Raw genomic sequence first — 24,888 nt, forward strand, 5'->3', positions numbered from 1 at the left:
ATAGACAAAATTTTATGAAAAACTCTCTTTTTAGATATCTGTGCTTGGCGGCTGTTGCATTAATATGCAGCATGGCCAGCGCACAGCAAAAAGCAAATTATCAGTTGGCGGAGAAGTTTCGTTTACTGACACAGAATCCTATCATGAAGTATTCTACGGAAGTCAACCCTACGTTCATCAATGATACGGACTGCTTCTACTATTCTTTCACTACCCGTGAGGGAGAGAAATACTATTATGTGAATCCGAAGAAAAAGGAAAAACGTCTGTTGTTTGATACCCCCGAACTCTTGAGTAAGATTGCAGTATATACCAAAAAAGCTTACTCTGCTGCAGATCCTCATCTGTCTTTCACTTTCATGAAAGATAATGAGACAATTCGTCTCGACTTCGACCGTGGGCTATATACCTATAACATTCGTACGAAAGTGTTGAAGAAACTCGATGAAAAGCCTATTTATAAAGACGGTGATCCATACTGGAAGAAATATTCTCCGGATAGCTTGTATATGTTGTATGCCAGTAAAGACAACCTGTATTTTGTCGGAAATCCGAAAAAGGGACAGGATACAATACCTGTACAGTTGACAACAGACGGGGGACCGGACTATACATTCAATCGTGAGGATGAAGGAAAGATGGAGGGACGTTTCGGGGCTGAATCAGCTCATTGGCTTCCGGGTACTCATCGTTTTTATGCTGTTCGTGAGGACAATCGGAAAGTGCGCGATCTGTGGTTAATCAATTCATTGTCAAAGTTTCCTGAATTAACGACTTATAAAGCCGAGTTGGCAGGAGATAAAGACGTGACACAATATGAACTTTTACTTGGCGACGTAGATAAAAGGGAAGTGAAGAAAGTAGATATCAATCGTTGGCCTGATCAGTATATCGATGTACTGTATACAACAAATGATGGTAAACGTCTCTATTTTCAACGTTATAACCGCTCTTGGAATCAATCAGATATTTGTGAGGTGGATGTCGAAACTGGACAGGTACGCGTCGTAATTCATGAAGAGAATAAGCCGTACCTTGATTATCAGATGCGTAGCGTGTCTTTCCTGAAAGATGGAAAAGAAATATTATTTCGTTCGGAACGGAACGGGTGGGGACACTACTATCTGTATGATACTGCTACCGGAAACCTGAAAAATCAGGTGACAGACGGAACTTGGGTGGCTGGTCCGATTGCAAAGATTGATACTGTCGGTCGAAAATTTTATTTTTATGGTTATGGTCGTGAGAAAAGCATCGACCCTTATTATTATATCCTTTATGAAGCTAAACTGGATCAACTGAATGCTATTCGTTTGTTGACACCCGAAAACGCATCACATGAAGCTAGAATTTCTCCCTCTAACCATTATATTGTAGATTCCTACTCCACGGTTTCACAAGAACCTGTCAATGTCGTTCGCAACTCACGTGGAAAGGTGGTTATGAAACTGGAAAAACCGGACTTGCAACCTGTTTATGAGATGGGATGGAAAGCTCCGGAGCGTTTTAAGGTGAAAGCGGGTGATGGTGTGACTGATCTTTATGGCGTGATGTGGAAACCTGCAGATTTTGACTCGACGAAGGTTTATCCCATTATTTCGAACGTCTATCCAGGACCTTTTTTTGAGTATGTGCCGACACGCTTTACTGTGAATGATGTATATAATACCCGTCTGGCGCAACTGGGATTCATTGTTATTACTGTAGGTCATAGAGGTGGTACTCCGATGCGTGGAAAAGCATATCATACATATGGATATAACAATATGCGTGACTATCCATTGGCAGATGATAAGTATGCTATTGAGCAACTGGCTGCCCGTTATCCTTTCATTGATGGTACAAAAGTCGGTATTTATGGTCATTCCGGAGGAGGATTCATGTCGGCTGCAGCTATATGTACTTATCCCGACTTCTATTCAGCTGCTGTCTCTTCGGCGGGTAACCATGATAACAGAATCTATAATAAGGGCTTTGTGGAAATTCACTTTGGCGTAGATGAAAAGGTGAAAACAGGGAAAGATAGCTTGGGAGTGGAGCATACGACTTATGATTATAGTGTTCGTGTACGCCCTAATCAGGAACTAGCCAAGAATTACAAGCATGGCTTGTTGTTATTTACTGGTGCGGTCGATAATACCGTAAATCCGGCGAATACATTACGTCTGGTACATGCATTGATTAAAGCAGACAAAGACTTTGATATGTTTGTACTACCGAAATGCACTCATGGATTCTTTGGTGAATCAGAAGTATTCTTTGAACATAAAATGTGGCGTCATTTCGCACGTTTACTATTGAACGATCATTCGGCGGATGCAGATATTGATCTGAATAAATATATGATAGAAGATGAAAGGAGAAGATAAGATGAACAGGACAATAATAAGAATCGGAATAGCAGTAGGACTTTTGATCGGATTTGGTCAGAATATTAAGGCACAAACACCGAAGAAGCCGATTGATATTGACGCGTGTATGTCATGGATGCGTGTAGAGTCGCCTGATATTTCTCCGACAGGGCGATGGGTGACTTATCGTATAGTTCCTATGGAATATAATCCCGAGTACAAAGACGGAAAGATCTTGCACCTGTTTGACTCACGCACCCGTAAGGAGATTCTGTTGGAGGATGTAGAAAATATTGAGTTTTATAATTCAGATCAAGCTGCATATTATCAAGTGTCCGATTCTACTGGGAATGCGAAAACAATCCTGTTAGAACTGCCTTCAGGCACAAAGACCGAGTGGACTTATAAGGAAGCTTTCCGACCAGCAAAAGGAATTCCTTACTCAATTTCTGTAACAAATGTGCCGAAGGATACCATCAATCATGTTCCATCTTTCGACCGCTTGATAGTTCGTCATCTAAAAAACGGCACTTCCTTTCAAATTGACAGTATTGGTTATTATACCTTGTACAACGAAGGACGATCTATCATCTTTGTACGTAAACAAGCGAAAGGTAACGCATTGTGTTATGGTCCATTAACCGGACCCTATCAGACTATTTATCAGAGTTCCGTAAAGAAAGAACCAGTTTCTTTCAACTTGAATGCAAAACAGATGATAGGAGGGTTCAGTATTAAAGATTCACTATGGTACAACTTTTCCTTAAAGAAGAACACCTGTGATTTGGTCTTTGACCGAAAAGAGATAGTTCTTCCTGCAAGGATGGAACTTGCTCGGGCTAGTCTGTCAAGTAGTCAGAAGTTTCTGACAATGGAACTTAGACCTTATCAGGAGAAAGTAAATAAAGATAAGAAAGAAGAGGAAATAAAGCCGGATAAGAGTTTTGAGCTGGAGTTGTGGACTTGGGATGAACATGAAGTTCCTACTTTGCAGACACGTAGTCGTTATTTCCGTCCTCAATATTCGAAATATATCTATGACATTGCTTCCCAAAAATTGACGGAAGTAGCTCCTGGGCATGCTGATTTGTTGGAGCCGGATCGTGCGGAAGAAATTCATTATGTGCTTTATACGGACGAAACTCCTTATCGTGCGCAGAAAGAATGGCTTAATGAAATGCCGTTTGACATCTATTCTGTAAATGTACATACGGGAGAAAAGCAATTGGTAGGACGTAGCTACCGGACAAGACCGAGGTGGTCGATGAATGGCAAATGGGCTGTGATGTATGATCCTATTGCACAGGTATGGAATAAGTTTGACGGAAAAACGGGTGAGGTTACCGATATTTCAACAGCTATTGGTTATCCGATATTTGAGGAAGCTTATGACAAACCAAATCCTGCACCTGCTTATGGTATTGCTGGTTGGACTGCTGATGGTAATAATGTGTTGATTTATGACGCTTATGACTGGTGGAAGATCGATTTGACCGGAGAACGTCAGCCAGAATGTATCACTAAGGGGTATGGTCGCAAAAATCAGAGATCTATCCGTAAAATGACCAGCAATATTGACAAAGAAGTATTCAATCCGGATGAGACGGTTATAGTCAGCGTATGGGATGAAAATACAATGGATGAAGGTATTTATTCACTTGACATGAAAGGCCGCTTGAAGAAGCTCGCAGAAGGCCCTTATATCTATTCAATTCATCGTTTTTCTGACAATCAGAAGTATTGTATTTGGAATCGTCAGAATATATCAGAATTCCGTGATCTGTGGTGGAGTAAATCGGATTTCTCTGATCCGATTCGTATAACGAATGCTAATCCTCAACAAAGCGAATATAAATGGGGTACTGCAAAGTTAGTGGAATGGACTAATTATGAGAATAAGCCTAACAAGGGAATACTTTACTTGCCGGAAGATTATGACGCTAAGAAAGAATATCCTGTTCTGGTACAGTTCTATGAAACACATTCCGGAGGGCTGAACACTTATCATGCTCCAATGTTGAGTAGTGCAATGGCGGATGTGATGTACTTTGTTAGTAATGGGTATATTGTATTTATGCCGGATGTGCATTTTACCATAGGAACACCGGGACAGAGTAGTTATGATGCAGTAGTAAGCGGTACGAAATACTTGATAGAGCAGGGGATAGCGCATCCGGGAAAGATAGGTCTTCAGGGACATAGTTGGTCAGGTTTCCAAACTAGTTATCTGGTGACGAAGACGGATATATTCGCTTGTGCTAATATCGGGGCTCCTATTACTGATATGGTAACCGGTTATTTGGGTATTCGTGGTGGAAGCGGTTTGCCGCGTTATTTCATGTATGAAGAATGGCAAAGCCGTATGGGGAAGAGTTTGTGGGAAGCCAAAGATAAGTATTTGGCAAGTTCTGCTATCGTGGAAGCGGATAAAATACATACTCCATTATTAATTTGGCATAATGATAAGGATGAGGCTGTTGCCTACGAACAAGGTCGTGCACTTTATTTAGCTATGCGTCGTTTACAACGTCCGGCATGGCATCTTAATTACAAAGGTGAAGGGCATTTTCTTGGTAATCAGGCTGCACAGAAAGACTGGACTATCCGGATGAAACAGTTCTTTGATTATTATCTGAAAGGAACAAAAGAACCGCGTTGGATGAAAGAGGGTATTCATTTGCGAGAACGTGGAATTGATCAGAAATATGATTTACTAGAAAAATAAATTAAAATGAAGAAACTATTAATGACAGTTATGGTTCTGTCTTGCTTTGCATTCAGTAGCTATGGACAGAAAGTGGAGAAACAAATTATTGGTAAATGGTGTAATCCTTACACCTATGAATCTACAGGGGAACTCAAAGGGTTTGAGTTTAAAAAAGGTGGTAAATGTTCTGCTATCAATGTACCGTCTTTAGATTTAAAGACTTGGAAAATTGATAATGGTTATTTAATCGTTGAAGGATTTAGCAAAGGAGAAGATGGGAAGACGGAAGTGTATAAAACACGTGAACGTATTGGCTATATAACATCAGATTCGCTAGAATTAGTTGCACAGGAAGCAAGCCCACGATTGGCCTTTCTGTATCTGAATATGAAATCAATCAAGAAATTGGTTACTCCAGAAGTGACCCCTGATAAGAAGTAATAAATCTCTCTCTTAAATAATTTAGTGTTTAAATTAGCATTACGTTGCTAATGAAAACGCCTCGTCGTAGTGATTACGATGAGGCGTCTTTGTTTTACAGTATTTATACAGTATGTTACAGTATAGTATGTTTGAATAAATCGCTTGTTTATTGAAATCGTTTGCTGTTGAGGCTTGTTTACACTTTTCGTATAGATAATGCTTTGTTTTCAGCACCTTCCATAATCTCCCGCTCCCCGGGACCTTTATCGTTGATGCCGCATAAGTGAAGAATTCCGTGGATAATCACACGATGTAGTTCGTTTTCGTATGAAGCGCCAAACTGTTCAGCATTGGTGCGTATCGTATCTAGGCTGATGAATAAGTCACCTGATAAACGATCGCCTTCACAATAATCGAAAGTAATAATATCCGTGTAGTAATCATGTTGCAGATACTGACGGTTTACTTCCAGAATTTTTTCGTCCGAGCAGAAGATATAAGCGATTTCACCGAGTCTTTTTCCGTAAGAAACAGCTACGGCTTTTATCCATTCCGTAGTCTCACGTTTCTTGATATCAGGCATTTTTACGCCTTCTGTTTGATAAGTTACAGCCATAATTGAATGTTATGATTTAAAAGAAAAATAAATAACTGATTAAGATAGCGGCTATAATACCCGAGAAGTCTGCTATCAGACCACAAGTTACCGCATTACGAGTTTTAGTGATCCCCACACTGCCGAAATAAACGGCCAGAATGTAGAATGTGGTGTCCGAAGCTCCGCGAACTACACAACTCATACGTCCTACAAACGAATCAGGTCCCAGTTCTTTCATCGTATCGATCATCAATCCGTTTGCACCGCTACCGCTAAGTGATTTCATCAATGCGGTAGGCAGCGCTCCTACAAAGCTCGTGTCCACTCCGCATAAGCCTACTATATAGCCGATGCCTCCCACCAGAAAATCCATTGCTCCCGAAGTGCGGAACACTGCAATTCCTACAAGAAAAGCAACCAGATAAGGAATGATGCGCACAGCCGTCGTAAACCCTTCTTTAGCTCCCTCTACAAATGAATCGTATACATTGATTTTTTTCCTGACTCCCGTCAAAATAAACAGGATGATGACACTGAACAGCAGAATATTCGCTATCAATGTAGAATAAGTACCCATATCCTCTCGTGAAACGCTTAGGAACAAGTAAATCAAGCCGGAAAAGAAAAGACAAATAATGCCCATTAAAAGGAGAATAGGCTTATTGATTAAGTTTATCTTTTGAGCGATGCTGACTGCTATGACTCCTACTAAAGTGGAAATGAAAGTACTTAGCAAAATAGGGATAAATACATCTGTAGGCTGTGCAGCTCCCATTTGTGCACGATACACCATGATACTGATCGGAATGATGATAAGGCCGGATGTATTAATCACCAAAAACATAATCATCGGATTGGAAGCAGTGTCCTTTTTCGGATTCAGTTCCTGCAGCTCTTTCATCGCTTTCAGCCCCAACGGGGTGGCTGCATTGTCGAGGCCAAGCATATTGGCAGACATATTCATGAAGATGGACCCTAACACCGGATGTCCCTTAGGAATATCCGGAAACAGTCGGCAAAGCACCGGACTAAGAAAGCGAGCCAGTGCGTTAATCAATCCACTGTTTTCTCCGATTTTCATGATACCCAACCAAAGAGCCAGTACGCCTGTAAGTCCCAGAGATATCTCGAAAGCTGTCTTTGAAGAATCGAATGTAGCGTTCATGATAGCTGTAAATATCTCCGTATCTCCCAGAAAAATCACTTTTACAAGGGCGATGATAAAGGCGACGACAAAGAATCCTATCCAAATGTAATTTAGAACCATAGTTGATAGCGTGTATATAGATAGTGCAAAAGTAGTTATTACGTTTCAAATAAACTAAATCTTCGTCTTTCTTATACTGAAAATGAATGTAAATCTCTATCTTTGTCTCCTACTTTTCAAGAAATAAATGGAACAGGAAGATTTTAACATACGCGAACATCAGCTTACTTCAAAAGAACGGGATTTCGAGAATGCACTCCGTCCGTTAAGCTTTGAAGACTTTAGCGGCCAGGACAAGGTGGTGGAAAACCTTCGCATTTTTGTGAAGGCGGCACGTCTGCGCGGCGAAGCACTTGACCATGTGCTGTTGCATGGCCCTCCCGGATTAGGAAAAACAACTCTTTCAAATATTATCGCCAACGAATTGGGAGTCGGCTTTAAAGTAACTTCCGGTCCGGTGCTAGATAAACCGGGTGACCTGGCAGGTGTATTGACCAGCCTCGAACCGAACGACGTGCTTTTTATTGATGAAATTCATCGTCTGTCGCCCGTAGTGGAAGAATATCTTTATTCGGCCATGGAAGATTACCGCATCGATATTATGATTGATAAGGGACCTTCGGCACGCAGTATCCAGATCGATTTGAATCCTTTCACGCTGGTTGGTGCAACCACGCGTAGCGGTCTGTTGACGGCTCCGCTTCGTGCACGTTTCGGTATTAACCTTCATTTGGAGTATTATGACGATGATATTTTGAGCAATATCATCCGTCGTTCTGCGTCCATACTGGATGTACCTTGCTCGGTACGTGCAGCATCGGAGATTGCTTCCCGTAGTCGTGGGACGCCCCGTATTGCTAATGCTTTGCTTCGCCGGGTACGTGACTTTGCACAGGTGAAAGGCACCGGCTCTATCGATACGGAGATTGCCCAGTTTGCACTGGAAGCATTGAATATCGACAAGTACGGACTGGATGAGATAGACAACAAGATACTTTGTACCATTATAGACAAGTTTAAAGGCGGTCCTGTCGGTATAACGACCATTGCTACGGCTTTAGGAGAAGATGCGGGAACCATCGAGGAAGTTTACGAACCTTTCCTGATAAAAGAAGGATTCATGAAACGTACTCCCCGTGGACGTGAGGTGACCGAACTTGCCTATAAGCATTTGGGAAGAAGTCTTTATAACAGTCAGAAAACACTGTTTAATGACTGACATAAAGCGGCATGTGATAAGTGGTATTAACGGTATAAAAGAACTTTATAAAGCATAGTTGGATGATGAAGCAATGGACTACTTTACTTGTTTTTCTCTTTTTGAGCCTTTCTCTATCGGCTCAACAGGGATATGGGAGAGATATTTTTGTTTCTTCTAAAGGAGATTCCTTACCTTACCGGATGATTCACCCCGAATCGGTGAAACCGGGTGAGAAGTACCCCATCGTGCTGTTTTTGCATGGAGCCGGCGAACGGGGAAATGATAATGAGAAGCAATTGACTCATGGCGGACAGATGTTTCTTAATCCGGTCAATCAAGAAAAGTATCCTGCTTTTGTGCTGATTCCGCAGTGCCCGACAGACGGTTACTGGGCTTATACGGAACGTCCGAAGTCTTTTATACCTGCTGAAATGCCGGTAGGACAGGAGATCAGTCCTATATTGCAGACACTTAAACAGTTGCTCGATTCCTATCTGGTGATGCCCGAAGTGGACACGCAACGGGTTTATATTATCGGCCTTTCAATGGGAGCGATGGGAACGTATGATTTAGTAATACGCTACCCGGAGATATTTGCTGCTGCAATTCCTATCTGCGGTATAGTTAATCCAAACCGGTTGTCGGCTGCCAAAGATGTGAAGTTTCGTATCTTTCATGGAGATGCGGATGATGTAGTTCCGGTGAAAGGTTCTCGCGAAGCATATAAAGCACTGAAAGCTGCCGGTGCAGATGTGGAATATATAGAATTTCCCGGTTGTAATCATGGAAGCTGGAATCCGGCTTTCAATTATCCCGGATTTATGGATTGGTTGTTCAAACAAAAGAAGAAACGTTGAACCAATCTGAATGATAATTACTAATAAAACATGGCTGGACTAAAATCATTAGCTAAAGATACTGCAATTTATGGGTTAAGTAGTATTGTCGGACGATTCCTTAACTACATGCTGGTACCCCTGTATACAGCTGTATTACCGGCTTCCACCGGAGGTTACGGAGTCGTATCGAACGTGTATGCGTTTACAGCCCTGATGCTCGTACTGCTTACGTTCGGTATGGAAACGGGATTCTTCCGTTTCGCCAATAAATCGGGGGAAGACCCGATGAAAGTATATGCCAACTCCCTATTGTCAGTAGGAGGCGTATCTTTGATTTTCGTTCTCCTTTGCCTGTTGTTCCTGCAACCGATTTCCAATTTGCTGGATTATGGCGATCATCCGGAATTTATAGCGATGATGGCTGTTGTGGTAGCTTTAGATTCTTTTCAATGCATTCCTTTTGCCTATTTGCGATATAAAAAACGCCCTGTCAAGTTTGCAGCTATCAAACTGCTTTCTATCATTGGCGGCATCGGTTTGAATCTGTTTTTCCTGTTGGTGTGTCCGTGGCTGAATGTACATTGTCCGGCAACCATCTCTTGGTTTTATGATCCGGACTATCTGGTGGGATATATCTTCATCAGCAACCTGATTATTTCGGTTGTCCAAATGTTCTTCTTTATCCCGGAACTGACAGGATTTGCTTATAAGTTGGACCGGGTGTTGCTGAAGCGAATGGTAGTATACTCTTTTCCGGTATTAATCTTAGGTTTGGTAGGTATTCTGAATCAGACTGTTGACAAGATGATCTATCCGTTTCTCTTTGAAGATCGACAGGAAGGGTTGGTACAACTGGGTATCTATGCGGCAACCAGCAAAATAGCGATGGTGATGGCCATGTTTACACAGGCTTTCCGTTACGCTTACGAACCGTTTGTATTTGGTAAAGACCGCGAAGGAGATAACCGAAAAATGTATGCGGCTGCGATGAAATATTTTCTTATCTTCTCGTTGTTGGCTTTCCTTGCTGTAATGTTCTACCTCGATTTGTTGCGTTATCTTGTAGCAAAAGGTTACTGGGAAGGTCTTGGAGTGGTAGCTATTGTGATGCTTGCAGAAATCTGTAAAGGGATTTATTTCAATCTTTCCTTTTGGTATAAACTGACGGATAAGACCTATTGGGGAGCTTACTTCTCGGTGATCGGCTGTGTCATTATTGTTGTATTGAACATATTATTTGTGCCGGTTTACGGCTATCTTGCTTCGGCATGGGCTTCTGTTGCAGGCTATGCGGTAATTCTGCTGTTATCCTACTGGATAGGACAGAAAGAATACCCGATTCGTTATGATTTGAAAAGCCTCGGACTTTATGTTCTGCTGGCAGCGGTACTTTACGTTATTGGAGAACAGGTGCCTATCCCTAATCTGGTGCTCCGTCTCGCTTTCCGTACCGTACTTTTATTGCTATTTATAGCTTATATTATCAAGAAGGATTTACCATTGAGTCAGATTCCTGTTATTAATCGCTTTATAAAGAAGAAATAACTATGAAGACAGATGAACGTAATAAGTTTGCTATCAAGTCCTTTCTAGGAGAATATCTGGACTTGAAAAAAGACAAGGATAACGAACTGGCCACCGTGGATTCTATCCGTAAGGGTGTAGAGTTCAAAGGTGCCAATTTATGGATTCTGATTTTTGCCATTTTTATGGCATCACTCGGATTGAATGTAAATTCTACTGCCGTAATTATCGGTGCCATGTTGATTTCTCCGTTGATGGGACCTATTATGGGAGTGGGACTTTCTGTCGGACTGAACGACTTCGAATTAATGAAACGCTCTTTAAAGAGCTTTCTCATAACGACCGCTTTCAGTGTGACGACGGCCACTATCTTCTTCCTTCTTGCCCCTATTGCCGGTTCACAGTCAGAGCTGCTGGCACGTACATCGCCCACTATTTATGATGTATTCATCGCGCTTTTTGGTGGTTTGGCAGGCGTGGTGGCTCTCTCTACCAAGGAAAAAGGAAATGTGATTCCGGGCGTTGCCATTGCTACTGCATTGATGCCACCACTTTGTACGGCCGGTTACGGACTGGCTTCCGGTAATCTTATTTATTTCCTGGGTGCTTTTTATCTTTACTTCATCAACTCTGTTTTTATCAGTCTGGCTACTTTCCTCGGAGTTCGTGTGATGCATTTCCAACGAAAAGAGTTTGTAGATAAAACCCGTGAGAAGACCGTACGTAAATACATCGTTCTGATTGTGGTGCTTACCATGTGTCCTGCGGTTTATCTGACATTTGGAATTATAAAAAGCACCTTCTATGAGGCGGCAGCCAATCGTTTTATTAGCGATCAGTTGAGCTTTGAAAATACACAGGTACTTGATAAAAAGATCAGCTATGAGCATAAAGAAGTGCGGGTTGTTTTGATTGGTCCTGAAGTGCCCGATGCTTCGATTTCTATTGCCCGTAGCAAGATGAAAGAATATAAGTTGGAAGATACGAAGCTAGTTGTATTGCAGGGGATGAACAATGAAGCGGTAGATGTGACTTCTATCCGTGCCATGGTCATGGAAGACTTCTACAAAAACAGCGAGCAGCGACTTCAGCAACAGGCAGTGAAGATTTCCCAACTAGAGACAACGTTGGAACAATACAGAACGTATGATGCAATGAGTCGTACATTAGTGCCCGAACTGAAAGTGCTTTACCCTTCCATCACTACGCTCTCCATCGCTCATTCGCTCGAAGTGCGGGTTGACTCGATGAAGACCGATACGGTAACATTGGCTGTTTTGAAATTCGACAGACATCCGTCTGCTGCCGAGAAACAGAAAATCAGCGAATGGCTGAAAGCCCGTGTAGGAGCGAAGAAGTTGAGGCTGATTACCGAATAATGAATCTAAAAATAGTAATATGAAATTCAGGCTAACCGTCTTGATAGTCTTTTCCCTCTGTCTGTCAAATGTATTTGCCGATGAGGGAATGTGGCTGCTGGGAAACCTACGCAAAAACAAACAGACAGACCGGGTAATGAAAGAACTTGGTTTGCAAATGCCTGTGAATAAAATATATAATCCGAAGAAACCCTCTCTTTCAGATGCTGTTGTCAGCTTTGGAGGTTTCTGTTCGGGAGTGGTGGTTTCCGAAGACGGTCTGGTGTTTACTAATCATCATTGTGGTTTCAGCAGTATCCAGCAACACTCTTCTGTGGAACATGATTATCTGAAAGATGGCTTTTTTGCACGTAGCCTTGACGAAGAGCTGCCGAATCCGGAGTTGTATGTCCGTTTTCTGCTTCGTACGGAAGACGTAACCAAACGGGTGTTATCTGCCGCCCGCTATGCTAAAACGGAAACAGAACGCCGTGTAGCTGTCGATTCGATCATGAATGTAATCGGTCTGGAAGTTTTCGAAAAAGATTCTACGCTGACCGGTATTGTCGATGCTTATTATGCAGGTAATGAATTCTGGCTTTCCGTTTATCGTGATTATAACGATGTTCGTTTAGTCTTTGCGCCTCCTTCTTCTGTCGGGAAGTTCGGATGGGATACGGACAATTGGATGTGGCCGCGGCATACGGGTGATTTCAGTGTATTCCGTATCTATGCCAATACGAAGAATGGCCCGGCTGATTATTCTCCTGACAACGTCCCTTATCACCCTGAATATGTAGCGCCCATCTCTTTGGATGGATACAAGGAAGGTTCTTTCTGCATGACGCTTGGTTATCCGGGAAGTACGGAACGCTATCTTTCTTCGTATGGTATCGAAGAGATGATGAATGGAATCAATCAGGCAATGATTGATGTGCGGGGAGTAAAACAAGCAGTTTGGAAACGGGAGATGGATCGTCGTCCGGATATTCGTATCAAGTATGCTTCAAAATACGATGAAAGTTCCAATTATTGGAAGAATAGCATCGGGACAAACAAGGCCATCAAACATCTGAAGGTATTGGAAAAGAAGCGGGCGGCTGAAGCAGCCCTTCGCGACTGGATTCAGTCTCATCCGGAAGAAAGAGAGAAACTGATTCGTTTATTCTCTTCTCTGGAGTTGAGTTATAGTAATCGTCGGGAAACAAATCGTGCGTTGGCTTATTTCGGTGAATCGTTTATCAATGGTCCCGAATTGGTGCAGCTTGCTCTTGAAATTCTCAATTTCGACTTTGAGGCCGAGGAGAAGCTGGTGATTACCCGCATGAAGAAGTTATTGGAGAAGTATGATAATCTTGATCTTTCCATTGATAAGGAGGTTTTTGCTGCCATGCTCAAAGAGTATCAGTTGAAAGTGGATAAGAAGTATCTGCCTGCTATGTATGAAAAGATAGATACACTCTATAACGGGAATATTCAGGCTTATGTAGACTCTTTGTATGCAACGTCCAATATAACGTCTCCTAAGGGCCTAAAACGTTTCCTGGAACGGGATACTACGTATAATCTGATAGAGGACCCGGCTGTTTCCTTGAGTCTGGACCTGATCGTGAAGTATTATGAGATGAATCAGAGTATTTCCGAAGCTTCCGAGCAGATAGAGCAAGGGGAACGTTTGTTCAACGCTGCCATGCGCCGTATGTATGCCGATCGTAATTTCTATCCGGATGCCAATTCCACCATGCGGCTTAGTTTCGGAACGGTTGGGGGGTATACTCCTTTTGATGGGGTCACTTACGATTATTATACCACTGTGAAAGGCATCTTTGAGAAGGTGAAGGAACATGCAGGTGATATTGACTTTGCCGTCCAGCCCGAGTTGTTGAGTTTGCTTTCTTCCGGTGATTTCGGAAGATATGCCAATGCACAGGGAGACATGAATGTTTGCTTTATTTCTAATAATGATATTACAGGAGGTAATTCCGGCAGTGCCATGTTCAATGCCAAAGGAGAATTGCTTGGGCTGGCTTTCGATGGCAACTGGGAAGCAATGAGCAGTGACATCGTATTTGAACCTGACTTGCAGCGTTGCATCGGAGTAGATGTGCGGTATATGCTCTTTATTATAGAGAAATACGGTAAGGCGGGCAATCTTGTTCAGGAGTTGAAGATAGCTCGATGAAGTAAATGTTTCGATAAAAGATATATATTTACTAAATAGAAAGGCAACTAATCTGTGGTAGTTAGTTGCCTTTCTATTTTATTTAAATGAATTCCTTTTTACTTTTTGGGTTTTCTACGTGCCCATCCTTCCTCGCTGAAATCAGGCTCTTTGTCTTTGAAAAATTCTTGCCAGTCATCTTTCTTTTTGGGACCACGGGCATCAGAATATCCTCGTTCTGCACGACTGGGTTTATCTTTTTTAGCCGATTTAGCACCTTTTGCCGAGGCATCTTTTGGTTTTCTGTCTTTATTTTCATAACGTGGTGTACGCTCGTCACTTTTGCCGCCGAATCGTTTACCTCCCTTGCGCTCATTAGAACTGCTTTCGCGTCCTTTTCCGCTTTCTTCACCGGCTATTTCAATAACGACCTTACGTCCGTTCCATTTAGCTTTGTTCAGCGCTTTAATTACATTGGTCGCTTCCTTTTCAGGTACTTCAAAGAAAGAATAGTTCTGCATCAGGTCAATGCGTCCCAATTCAATGCGCCCTCTTGTATTGCTGTTCAACAGTCCGATAAGATCACTTGGAAAGAAGCTGTCCGTTTTACCCAGATTGATAAATAAGCGGTTGAAGCCTGGAGCAGCTTTTCGGCTTCTTTTCTCGAAACCTCCTTCTTTACGATCACCACGTCCGGCGCGTTCTGCACGCATATCGGTTGGTTGTTCTATTTCAGGACGGTTGCGGTAATATTCTGCAAAACGGTTGAATTCGTGAGAAACCATTCGTTTAATCAAGTCCTCTTTGCTTAGCCATTCCAGTTTGCGATAGATTTCCGGCATAAAGTCGGCAATCTCTTCTTCGTTCACTTTTACTTTTTCGAGATCATCAATTACCTTAATCAGCTGTTTCTGACAGATACCTGCGGCTGTCGGCATTTCTCCGACAATAAATTTTTTGCTAATAATCCGTTCGATTTCTCTCATCTTTCCTTTTTCGCGGAGGTTGATGATGGCAATGGAAGTTCCGGTTTTTCCGGCACGCCCTGTACGTCCGCTACGATGTGTATAGCTTTCTGTGTCGTCAGGTAATCCGTAATTGATGACATGTGTCAGATCGTCTACGTCAAGTCCACGGGCAGCCACGTCAGTTGCAACGAGCAGTTGCAGATTACGGATGCGGAATTTCTGCATAACGGCATCCCGTTGTGCTTGGGAAAGTTCGCCATGCAAAGAATCGGCATTGTAACCTTCCTGCATCAATTTGTCTGCAATTTCTTGAGTCTCTTTACGGGTACGGCAGAAAATGATACCGTATATTTGTGGGTAGTAATCGACGATACGTTTTAAAGCTTCATATTTATCTTTAGCCTGTACGGTATAAACAACGTGTTTAACGTTGTTGGTACTTTCATTTTTACGGCCAATAGTTATTTCTTTCGCGTTACGTAAGTAGTTCTTGGAGATACGTGCGATTTCCGGGCTCATTGTTGCAGAAAACAGTAGAGTGTTACGTTCCTGCGGCACATCAGCCAGGATGGCATTGATACTCTCTGTGAATCCCATATTAAGCATTTCGTCCGCTTCATCCATTACAACGTTGTGGATGGTAGATAAAGATACGGTTTTGCGTTCCATCAAGTCGAGCAGACGTCCCGGTGTGGCAACGATGATATGTACACCTCGTTTCAGGCTACGTATTTGGCTATCAATGGAAGAACCACCATATACAGGCAGCACTTTCAGTCCGTCAATGTATTTGGAATAGTCGTTCAGATCTCCTGCTATCTGGAGACAAAGCTCGCGGGTAGGGCAGAGGATAAGCGATTGTGGAATTCTGTTTTTTACGTCAATCTGTTGGAGCAAGGGCAAACCGAATGCGGCTGTTTTACCTGTTCCTGTCTGTGCAAGAGCTACTACATCATTATTTTCTCCTAAAAGGTACGGAATCACTTCCTCTTGTACCGGCATGGGATTCTCGTATCCCATTTCTTCAATTGCTCTACGTATCTCCGGAGAAACGCCAAGCTCTTCAAATGTCTTCATTAAATCTCTGTATATCTTTTATTTCGGCTGCAAAGATAGTTAATTTAGTTGATAATGAATGGTTGATAATGCATAATTATTATAGGCGCCATCGTATTTGTCATTGATCGGCCTCAATTGTTGGTTAATAAAATGCTTCGCAACTGTTCTATGTCTTCCGTAGAGAGTCCGATTCCTTTTTGCAGATAGGCTTGTACGCTTCCATATTCTGATTCAATTTGCCCCTTTGCGGCATTCAGAAAATCTTCTTTGGCGGAATAGATGGTGGTGATTGCCTCTTGAGAGTTGACCGGTAATTTATATGCGTATTTAGAAGCTTTGGGAATATTGAAATAATCGTTACTCAATCGGTAATCTTCCATTATCACGTCTTCATTGACTCCTAGCGCGGCGAGCAGTAATGCGGAAACCACTCCTGTACGCCCTTTCCCCGATGTACAATGAATGACGGCCGGATAATTGTTGCGGTCGAGAAGAACGGCAAACAGCTTTTTGAGTTCTTTTTGGTGATTTGTGACTAATTCCCGGTTCATCCGTTCTACCAGACGGTAGATAGTATCGGTTTTTATTTTATCTTCCCGGATGCCTTGGAGGATTTTTTCCATGTTTCCTGTGAGGATAGGGATATGTACGATCTTAAATCCGTCGTCGTGCAGTTGCGGGTAGTTGTGGCATTCATTTTCAGAACGCAGGTCTATGATGGTTCGTATACCTATGTTTTTAAGTTCTTGGCGTGAGCCGGACGGGATGCTGTCTATTTGTGCAGACCGATAGATCATTCCCCAACGAAGCGATTTCCCCGTGGCGGCAGATTCGTATCCTCCTAAATCGCGGAAATTCTGTATGCCGGGAATATTAATGTTGCGGGTGGCTACTTTAATCCGGTATTTGTTGTTAAATACAAGCAAGTAATAATAACGTTGGGAAGGATCGTCGGTTACGATTGTCATTTTACCATCGGAGATGCTGGCCGTTGCGATAGGCGAATTCTCCGGAATAAGTTCGGGCGAAGTAGAGGTATATACTTTGACCTCTCCTCTCAATAGAGGTGCTGTCTCCCATTTGATGATACAGTTTCCTACATTGTTTTCTTCACACACCACAGATATGGTAGGTGAGGTGTTAGAACAGGATGGAAGCACTAATAAAACAGTAAGCCAGCTTAACAGGTTCTTGTACATAGTTTCTTTGTCTGGGTGAATCATATACGCAAAGTTAGGAATTACCGGCAGATCTGATAATTCCTTTGCGATAATTAGTCAAAGTTAATAGTAATTTACGAGCATAAAGAGCGTATTTTACCTCCCTACATGTCTTCTATTTATGTATCACTAACCTTGTTTATGAAAAAAGTGCCACCTTATCGCTATATCAGCTAAAGTGGCACTTGGTGTTTCGGCAACGGATTTATCTCTATTCGAGAATGCCAGCGAATCCACCGCTCTTGGCCATTCTGATAGAAAGCCTTTGTCCCTGTTTTACCTCCAGTGTTCTTCTTTTATAATGCATTGCTTGACGACTAGCATTGATACCATCTTCAAATGCTGTGAGATGATAACATCTGTCGGTTTTCAAGAAGTCAAGGCTGATTTCAAAATTTCTTTCTTCTTCCTTACTATTGGTCATGCCGCCAATGAACCATTTCTCACCTTTGCGTTTGGCCACGATTACATATTCTCCTATCTTGGCATCCAAAACAATTGTTTCATCCCAGGTAGTGGGAACTTGAGTGATGAAGCGTGTGCAGTCTTCATTACGATAGTATAATGTAGGATTATCAGCTAACATTTGAAGCCCGCTTTCAAAGATGACATATAAAGCTAGTTGATAGGCGCGTGTACCAATGCTTGCAGAATTAGGACGTTCGGTACGATAAACGTTCGGCTGCATAGTAATCATTGCTCCGGGGGTATAATCCATCGGACCTACGGCATTTCTCATGAAAGGGAGATATACGCTATTGTCTGGAAGGCAGTCCCACATGTGTTCCATCCCTTTTACTCCTTCATAAGATAGAATATTCGGATATCTATATTCTAATCCGGCAGGTTTGAAAGCCCCATGAAAGTCAATAAGAAGGTGATGTTTGGCTGCTTCTTTCGCTACTCGCTCATAGAAGTTGACCATCCATTGGTCGCTGCGGTCCATAAAATCTATTTTTATTCCCTTCACTCCCCATTCTCCTAAAACCTTAAAGAGATCGAAGTTCTTCTCTACTGTCAGCCAGGATAGCCAAAGTATAATATCTACATTTTTCTCCTTTCCGTAACGGATTAGCTCGTGGAGGTCTACATCTGGATTGGGGGTATAGGGGTCTTGAGTTGTTTTTGCCCATCCTTCATCCATGAGGATGTAAGGAATACCGTATTTGGCTGCGAAATCAATATAGTATTTATATGTAGCCAGATTGCAACCCGCTTTAAATGTCACGTCTTCTCCATAAGGAATCGCTCCATTCCACCATTCCCAACTTACTTGTCCAGGTTTAATCCATGATACGTCTTGTAGCTGATTAGGGGCAGCCAGTTTGTAGGTCATGGTATTTTCTACCAAGTGTTTGTCTTCTTTCACAATACTGAAATAACGCCATGGAAAACTTCTTTTACCATTAGTTTTGGCAATATAATCAGCTTCTTTTAGGATTTTGAGACTACGGTCTCCATCGTCACCAAATTCAAGAGGAACTTTGGGGAATACGGAAGTTATGTTATTGTTCCCGTCACTTTTTAAAAACATACAAGGATAGTCCGATAAATCAGCTTCGCAAACTAAGATCTTATATGATTTGTGAGTGTCAATTAGTATGGGGAGTACAGACATCCGATCCGATGGTTTCCAAGAGGTACTGGGAATATGTGAATAAAACTCTTCGTAACCAGTTTTAAAACCTTCAGGTTGCTGTAGGTGAAGTAGATATTCAGAGGGGAGCTGCAGAGAAAAGTCTTCTCCTATAACTTCTATGTCCTTTTTGAAGCGAGTTATGAAACGGTATGCTATTCCATCATTGAAAGCACGGAATTCTACGGAGTAGTTGTCTCTGAAATTAAGTAAAAGTTGATTGTATTCGTTATCTATGGATGCAAATTTTAATGGGACAATAGGCGTTAACGTTTCTTTTACACTCTTTCGTTTTTGTCCGGATAGCTTCGGATGCTCTCCTAAAACCTGCTCTTTTAGAGCGAGCATGAGAGAGTTGTTCTCCAATACTTTTTCGTTGCTGCAGGATACGTCGTAATAGATCTTATCGCTAAGGCGAATAGAAACTTTAATTTCTCCGTTGGGAGAAAATAGTTCTATTTTGTTTTGCGCCTGTATATTGAATATCAGGCAACATGCAAACAGTAATAAAAAAATGTACTTCTTCATTGATTAATAGTTTTTATATGGTATTATTATTTTGTCCGTTGCGAATTCTTGGAGTGATTGAATGATGCAAAGATATTGTAGTGTGATAGTTGTTATTGTCAATTGACATGCTTTTTGGGTGAAATGGCGCAAAGATGGACGTATATGTCTTAATTTGGTACTCTATCCAGTCTAATCTCTATGAAATAATGGAATACTGATGGGGTTATATATATTAATGGGTAGAAGCGAGCTCTATATACTGCCTTGCTTCGCTTTTCCCCAAGAAAAGAAGATGATAATGTATAAAGGATTAATTTAAGACTTCATGGATGCGTTATATGGGGGTATTTGTGTTTTGAAAGTCCTATATTGTGCCAAAAACGTCTAAAATTGAGTTATTCATGGCAATAAGCCTCATTTTCTAAAAAAACTTATAGCTTTTTGCTCACCTTTGCAGTGTTTTAAATGAGTGCCGGGCGAATTCGTTTTTCAGAGAATAAGGTAGTAGTGAAATTTGATTGAAGTGTCATTTGTATGACTTTAAGGTGAAGTGAAATTTTCAGGATAGCTAATTTGTATTTATGTGAAACCCTAAAATTAATACATGTTTTATGAAAAAAGAACAAATGAAAAGAAAAACTCCCCATTGGGCGAGTGTATTTCTCTTGTGTCTGATTGCATTTTCTTATAGTTGCAAGGATGATACGGTTAGTACGGGTGGTTACGACCCATCAAAACCTGTGGTTTTCAGAGATTTTTCTCCTGAAGAAGGTAGTATCCGTACTAAGTTTTACATTTATGGTGAGAACTTTGGCACCGATATCTCTAAAATTCATGTCTCGATTGGAGGACAAGTTGCGTATACGATTGGGAGTAGTGGAACCGAAATTTACTGTATGGTGCCTCGGCGGGCATTTGATGGTGTAGTTAAGGTTTCTATTGAAAGTGCCGATGGAAGTTCTGAAGTCAATTATGAATTTGAAAAACGTTTCAGCTATGTTTCTAAGACTTCGGTAGGTACTCTTTGTGGAAAGGTAGATGAGCAGGGTAATGCTGCAAATATTGACGGGACTTTTGATGAAGCAGGTTTTGTGTCAGCAGAGTGGATGTTGCTGGATACATTTGGTGTGGAGAAGTATTTATATGTGTCTCATCCGGGAAGTTGCATTAGAAAAATTGATCTGGCTAAAGAAGAAGTCTCTACAATGATAACTAATGGGCAGGGCGCATTTAAAAGTATGCAATATATGACATTTGATATGAAGGGAGATACAATCTTTGTTATAGATGATAATGGAGAAAATAATAAGGAGCGAATGGCAATCTCTTTTTTGCTGCGCTCTGAAAATTTCCGAAAAGCTCAACCTTATATATATGATCGTTGCGGGTATTCTGTTTATTATCATCCGTTAAATGAATGCCTTTATTATAATACCTGGTGGAAATCAGCTTTACAAAAGGCCGTATATGATCCTTCTATAAAAGGAATGGCGGGTCAAGAAGTTATTCCTGTATATGAAGGTAGAGATGACCGTTCTTATATATCGGGTCATCCTTCGGGTAAATTTATGTATATTTTGGGCGCTCAATGTGTTTTTAAATCTAAATTTAATACAACAACAAAAGAATTTCAGACTCCTATAATTTTTGCAGGCAGGTTTAATGAGTGGGGATATGTAGATGGTCAGGGCGAACAGGCTCGCTTTGATACTCCTGTTCAGGGAACATTCGTTAAAAATGAAGACTATGTAAGAGAAGGTAAAGAAGATGTTTACGATTTTTATTTATGCGATAGAAATAATCATTGTATTCGAAAGATCACACCGGAAGGTTTTGTTTCAACTTTTGCGGGGAGAGGCAGTACTTCTTCGGATGGACAAATTCAGGGACATATTGATGGAGATCTTCGAAAAGAAGCCCGTTTTAATCAACCGATGGGAATTGTTTATGATGAAGAAACCAGAACATTCTATATTGGGGAAAGAGATAATCATAGAATTCGCACAATTACGGTAGAATAACTATAAAAACACATATTACATGAGAACTTTATATATAATGTTGTTGCTTGTTATTTGCAGTACGTTGGGGTTGCACGCTCAAGCAAAAGTGGACCGAGAGGAAATAATTGTTACTGGTCTGGTAACTGATGAAAGCCATGAGCCTTTGGTAGGTGTCAATGTAGTAATTCAAGACCGACCGGGATTGGGTGCCATTACTGATATTAATGGTAAATTTAAGATAAAGATGGAACCTTATTTACGATTGGTTATATCGTTTATAGGATTTGAGACACAAGAGATTCTGATTAAAGAACAGAAAACCATCAAAGTTGTAATGAAGGAGGCGAAAGCTACAGCACTAGATGAGGTAGTTGTAACTGGCACCGGAGAACAAAGGAAATTGACGATGACTGGTGCGGTTACCAATGTAGATGTTAGTACTTTGAAAACGTCATCTTCAAGTATAACCAATGCGCTTGCGGGTAATGTGGCAGGTGTGCTGGCACGACAAACTTCAGGAATGCCTGGAGAAAATAGATCAGAGTTCTGGATACGTGGTATCTCGACTTTTGGTGCAGGCTCAAGTGCTTTGGTGTTAGTGGACGGTTTCGAGCGTAGTATGAATGAAATCAATATTGAAGATATTGAGACATTTACAGTTTTGAAGGATGCTTCAGCTACAGCTATTTATGGTTCACGTGGCGCAAATGGGGTTGTTCTGATTACAACAAAGCGTGGAAAAGAAGGTAAGGTGCATATTGATGCCAAGGTTGAAACAACCTATAATACCCGTACTTATACTCCGGAACTGGTTGATGGATATACTTATGCAACTTTAATGAATGAAGCACGTATTACCCGTAATCAAATCCCCTTTTATTCGGATGAAGATTTACACTTACTAGCCAATGGCTTGGATAAAGATTTGTTTCCTAATGTTGATTGGATGGGAATGTTATTGAAGAAAGGCGCACCCACTTATCGTGCCACGTTGAATATTAATGGTGGAGGTTCATTGGCCCGTTATTATGTATCTGCTAGTTATGTCAAAGAAGCAGGTATGTATAATGTAGATGAAGGATTGAAGGATTACGATACCAATTCCAGTTATCACCGTTGGAATTATCGTGTGAATGTTGATATGGATATTACAAAATCTACATTAGTAAGAGTAGGAATTGCAGGGTCTTTGGATAAAATGAATCAGCCGGGTGTGGGTAATAGTGTTTGGGAATCAGTAATGGGGTATAGCCCAATCACTTCTCCTGTATTGTTTTCCGACGGACGTATACCGGCCTATGGAAATTCTGACGGGCGTATGAATCCATGGGCTGCTTCTACGCAGACAGGTTACCAAGAACATTGGAATAATAAAATGCAGGCGGATATAACATTGGAACAGAAGTTTGATTTCATAACCAAAGGATTGAAATTTGTCGGACGCTTTGGTATGGATACGAACAATGCTCAATGGAATAATCGCAAGAAACTTCCTGAAATGTGGAAAGTAGAGCAGAATCGGGATTCTGATGGAAAGTTGGTTCCAACGAAAGTAAGAGGGGAAGAGATCATGAGTCAACAATCTTCTTCAACAGGTGAACGCAAAGAATATTTGGAGGCAGAACTACATTACAATCGTTCCTTTAGTGACCACCTTATTGGTGGAGTTCTGAAATATACACAGGATAAAATAATTAATACGACAAGCAATTCAGATGTCATACAAGGAATAGACAGACGGCATCAAGGACTGGCCGGTCGATTCACTTATGGCTGGAAGTATCGCTATTTTGTGGACTTTAATTTTGGATACAATGGTTCTGAGAATTTTGCTCCTAATCACCAATTCGGTTTTTTTCCAGCATATTCGGCTGCCTGGAATATAGCAGAAGAACCGATTGTTAAGAAACACTTGAAATGGATGAATATGTTCAAACTTCGTTATTCGTATGGTAAAGTTGGTAATGATACAATGAACGATCGTTTTCCATATTTACCTAGTTTCGGAAATTCTTCTGGTAATGGTTTTAATTATTCCGACCTCGAAACTTCCTATTTCTATGATGGATTAACTTATACGAAATATGCAACGACAAATGTGACGTGGGAAATTGCTACCAAGCACGACATTGGTATAGACTTTTCTTTGTGGGATGATAGATTTACGGGTACGATTGATTATTTCTATGAGCGTCGTGATGGGATTTATCAATCACGCAGTTTTATACCTGTGAGTGTTGGGTTGAATTCTTCGTTATCGTATGCGACTAATGTAAGCGCTGTTTCTTCAAGAGGACTCGATGGAAATTTCGGATTTAAACAAAAGATAGGAAATGTAAACTTAACTTTGCGTGGAAATATTACATATAGTAAGAGTAAAATTCTGGAGTATGATGAGGAAGTTACCAACTATAAATATACTTTGGCCACAGGTTTTCAAGTGAGTCAGCCTCGCGGTTTGATTGCTGAAGGATTATTTAAAGATTATGATGATATCCGTAATAGTGCAAAGCAGACTTGGGGAGATGTTATGCCAGGAGATATCAAATATCGCGATGTGAATGGAGATGGCATCGTCAATGATAAAGATTATGTACCTATTGGAGCCACAAATCGTCCGAATTTGATTTATGGATTTGGCTTTTCTGCCCAATGGAAAGGATTTGATGTGAATGTTCTTTTTCAAGGTGCCGGAAAATCTACATTCTTTATTGACGGGTATACCGTATATCCATTTAAAGATGGTGACTGGGGGAATATTTTAACAGATGTAGTGAAATCCAATCGGTGGATATTAGGGGAAAATGAAGACCCTAATGCTAAATATCCTCGCTTAAGTTATGGTGGAAATAACAATAATTATCAGTCATCGACTTACTGGATGCGTAATGGATCATATTTGCGACTTAAAAATCTGGAGGTTGGATACACTATTCCTAAGAGTATAGTCAACAAAATACGTCTGAATAATATTCGTATTTACTTTATGGGGACTAATCTGGTCACTTTCTCCAGCTTTAAGTTGTGGGATCCTGAATTGGGAAGTAGCAACGGACAGGTTTATCCGTTATCTAAAGCATATACATTAGGATTAACAATAAACATCTAAATATAGAAAGACAC

The 24,888-nt window shown here is 41.2% G+C and carries 15 protein-coding genes; 10 read left to right on the forward strand and 5 right to left on the reverse strand.

From position 1 onward, the window contains the following. Positions 1-14 precede the first annotated feature (14 nt). Genes HMPREF9009_RS04205 through HMPREF9009_RS04215 form a run of 3 tightly spaced genes read left to right on the forward strand, consistent with a single transcriptional unit; the run spans position 15 to position 5,499 of the window. On the forward strand, positions 15-2,369 hold the full coding sequence (locus tag HMPREF9009_RS04205; RefSeq protein WP_049701531.1) for a S9 family peptidase: 2,355 nt from the start codon (positions 15-17) through the stop codon (positions 2,367-2,369). Further along, positions 2,353-5,076: a S9 family peptidase gene (locus HMPREF9009_RS04210; protein ID WP_049701532.1), complete on the forward strand. Its 2,724-nt coding sequence runs from the start codon at positions 2,353-2,355 to the stop codon at positions 5,074-5,076. Before HMPREF9009_RS04205 ends, HMPREF9009_RS04210 begins: the two co-directional genes overlap by 17 nt. Positions 5,077-5,082: 6 nt before the next feature. After that, the gene (locus HMPREF9009_RS04215; protein WP_049701533.1) at positions 5,083-5,499 is read left to right on the forward strand and encodes a lipocalin-like domain-containing protein; all 417 of its coding nucleotides are present in this window, start codon (positions 5,083-5,085) and stop codon (positions 5,497-5,499) included. Positions 5,500-5,677: 178 nt separating this feature from the next. On the opposite strand, the gene ybeY is transcribed toward HMPREF9009_RS04215, so the two are convergent. Together ybeY and HMPREF9009_RS04225 are read right to left on the reverse strand one after the other, a co-directional pair. Continuing rightward, the gene (gene ybeY / locus HMPREF9009_RS04220; protein ID WP_049701534.1) at positions 5,678-6,097 is read right to left on the reverse strand and encodes an rRNA maturation RNase YbeY; all 420 of its coding nucleotides are present in this window, start codon (positions 6,095-6,097) and stop codon (positions 5,678-5,680) included. A gap of 16 nt (positions 6,098-6,113) precedes the next feature. Continuing rightward, the gene (locus HMPREF9009_RS04225) at positions 6,114-7,346 is read right to left on the reverse strand and encodes a nucleoside recognition domain-containing protein (protein WP_049701535.1); all 1,233 of its coding nucleotides are present in this window, start codon (positions 7,344-7,346) and stop codon (positions 6,114-6,116) included. A gap of 127 nt (positions 7,347-7,473) precedes the next feature. Between HMPREF9009_RS04225 and ruvB the strand changes: the two genes are divergently transcribed. The 5 genes from ruvB to HMPREF9009_RS04250 all read left to right on the forward strand — a co-directional run bounded on the left by ruvB (position 7,474) and on the right by HMPREF9009_RS04250 (position 14,390). Continuing rightward, positions 7,474-8,505 (forward strand): Holliday junction branch migration DNA helicase RuvB, encoded by a 1,032-nt coding sequence (gene ruvB / locus HMPREF9009_RS04230; protein WP_004313748.1) that lies wholly within the window; start codon positions 7,474-7,476, stop codon positions 8,503-8,505. A gap of 62 nt (positions 8,506-8,567) precedes the next feature. Continuing rightward, a complete protein-coding gene (locus tag HMPREF9009_RS04235; protein ID WP_083444145.1) occupies positions 8,568-9,344 on the forward strand; it encodes a carboxylesterase family protein in 777 nt (258 codons plus the stop codon). A gap of 30 nt (positions 9,345-9,374) precedes the next feature. Continuing rightward, positions 9,375-10,871: an oligosaccharide flippase family protein gene (locus tag HMPREF9009_RS04240; protein WP_004313750.1), complete on the forward strand. Its 1,497-nt coding sequence runs from the start codon at positions 9,375-9,377 to the stop codon at positions 10,869-10,871. Positions 10,872-10,873: 2 nt separating this feature from the next. Further along, entirely contained in the window at positions 10,874-12,229 is a 1,356-nt protein-coding gene (locus HMPREF9009_RS04245; protein ID WP_004313751.1) for a TIGR00341 family protein, read from the forward strand. A gap of 19 nt (positions 12,230-12,248) precedes the next feature. Next, positions 12,249-14,390 (forward strand): S46 family peptidase, encoded by a 2,142-nt coding sequence (locus tag HMPREF9009_RS04250; protein ID WP_049701536.1) that lies wholly within the window; start codon positions 12,249-12,251, stop codon positions 14,388-14,390. A gap of 98 nt (positions 14,391-14,488) precedes the next feature. Here the strand turns inward: HMPREF9009_RS04250 and HMPREF9009_RS04255 are convergent, their stop codons facing one another. The 3 genes from HMPREF9009_RS04255 to HMPREF9009_RS04265 form a co-directional block, all read right to left on the reverse strand. Beyond that, a complete protein-coding gene (locus HMPREF9009_RS04255) occupies positions 14,489-16,414 on the reverse strand; it encodes a DEAD/DEAH box helicase (RefSeq protein WP_049701537.1) in 1,926 nt (641 codons plus the stop codon). A gap of 113 nt (positions 16,415-16,527) precedes the next feature. Beyond that, on the reverse strand, positions 16,528-17,595 hold the full coding sequence (locus HMPREF9009_RS04260; RefSeq protein WP_049701538.1) for a tyrosine-protein phosphatase: 1,068 nt from the start codon (positions 17,593-17,595) through the stop codon (positions 16,528-16,530). A gap of 232 nt (positions 17,596-17,827) precedes the next feature. Further along, positions 17,828-19,780, reverse strand: coding sequence for a glycoside hydrolase family 97 protein (locus HMPREF9009_RS04265; protein WP_049701539.1), 1,953 nt, complete (start codon positions 19,778-19,780; stop codon positions 17,828-17,830). A gap of 593 nt (positions 19,781-20,373) precedes the next feature. On the opposite strand from HMPREF9009_RS04265, the gene HMPREF9009_RS04270 reads away from it, so the two are divergent. Both HMPREF9009_RS04270 and HMPREF9009_RS04275 read left to right on the forward strand, forming a co-directional pair. Further along, entirely contained in the window at positions 20,374-21,783 is a 1,410-nt protein-coding gene (locus HMPREF9009_RS04270; protein WP_049701540.1) for an IPT/TIG domain-containing protein, read from the forward strand. A 19-nt stretch (positions 21,784-21,802) separates the two neighbouring features. Next, entirely contained in the window at positions 21,803-24,874 is a 3,072-nt protein-coding gene (locus HMPREF9009_RS04275) for a SusC/RagA family TonB-linked outer membrane protein (RefSeq protein ID WP_049701541.1), read from the forward strand. The last annotated feature ends 14 nt before the right edge of the window (positions 24,875-24,888 follow it).

The organism is Bacteroides sp. 3_1_13, from assembly GCF_001185845.1.
In the GTDB taxonomy this organism is placed as follows: Bacteria; Bacteroidota; Bacteroidia; order Bacteroidales; family Bacteroidaceae; genus Bacteroides; species Bacteroides xylanisolvens.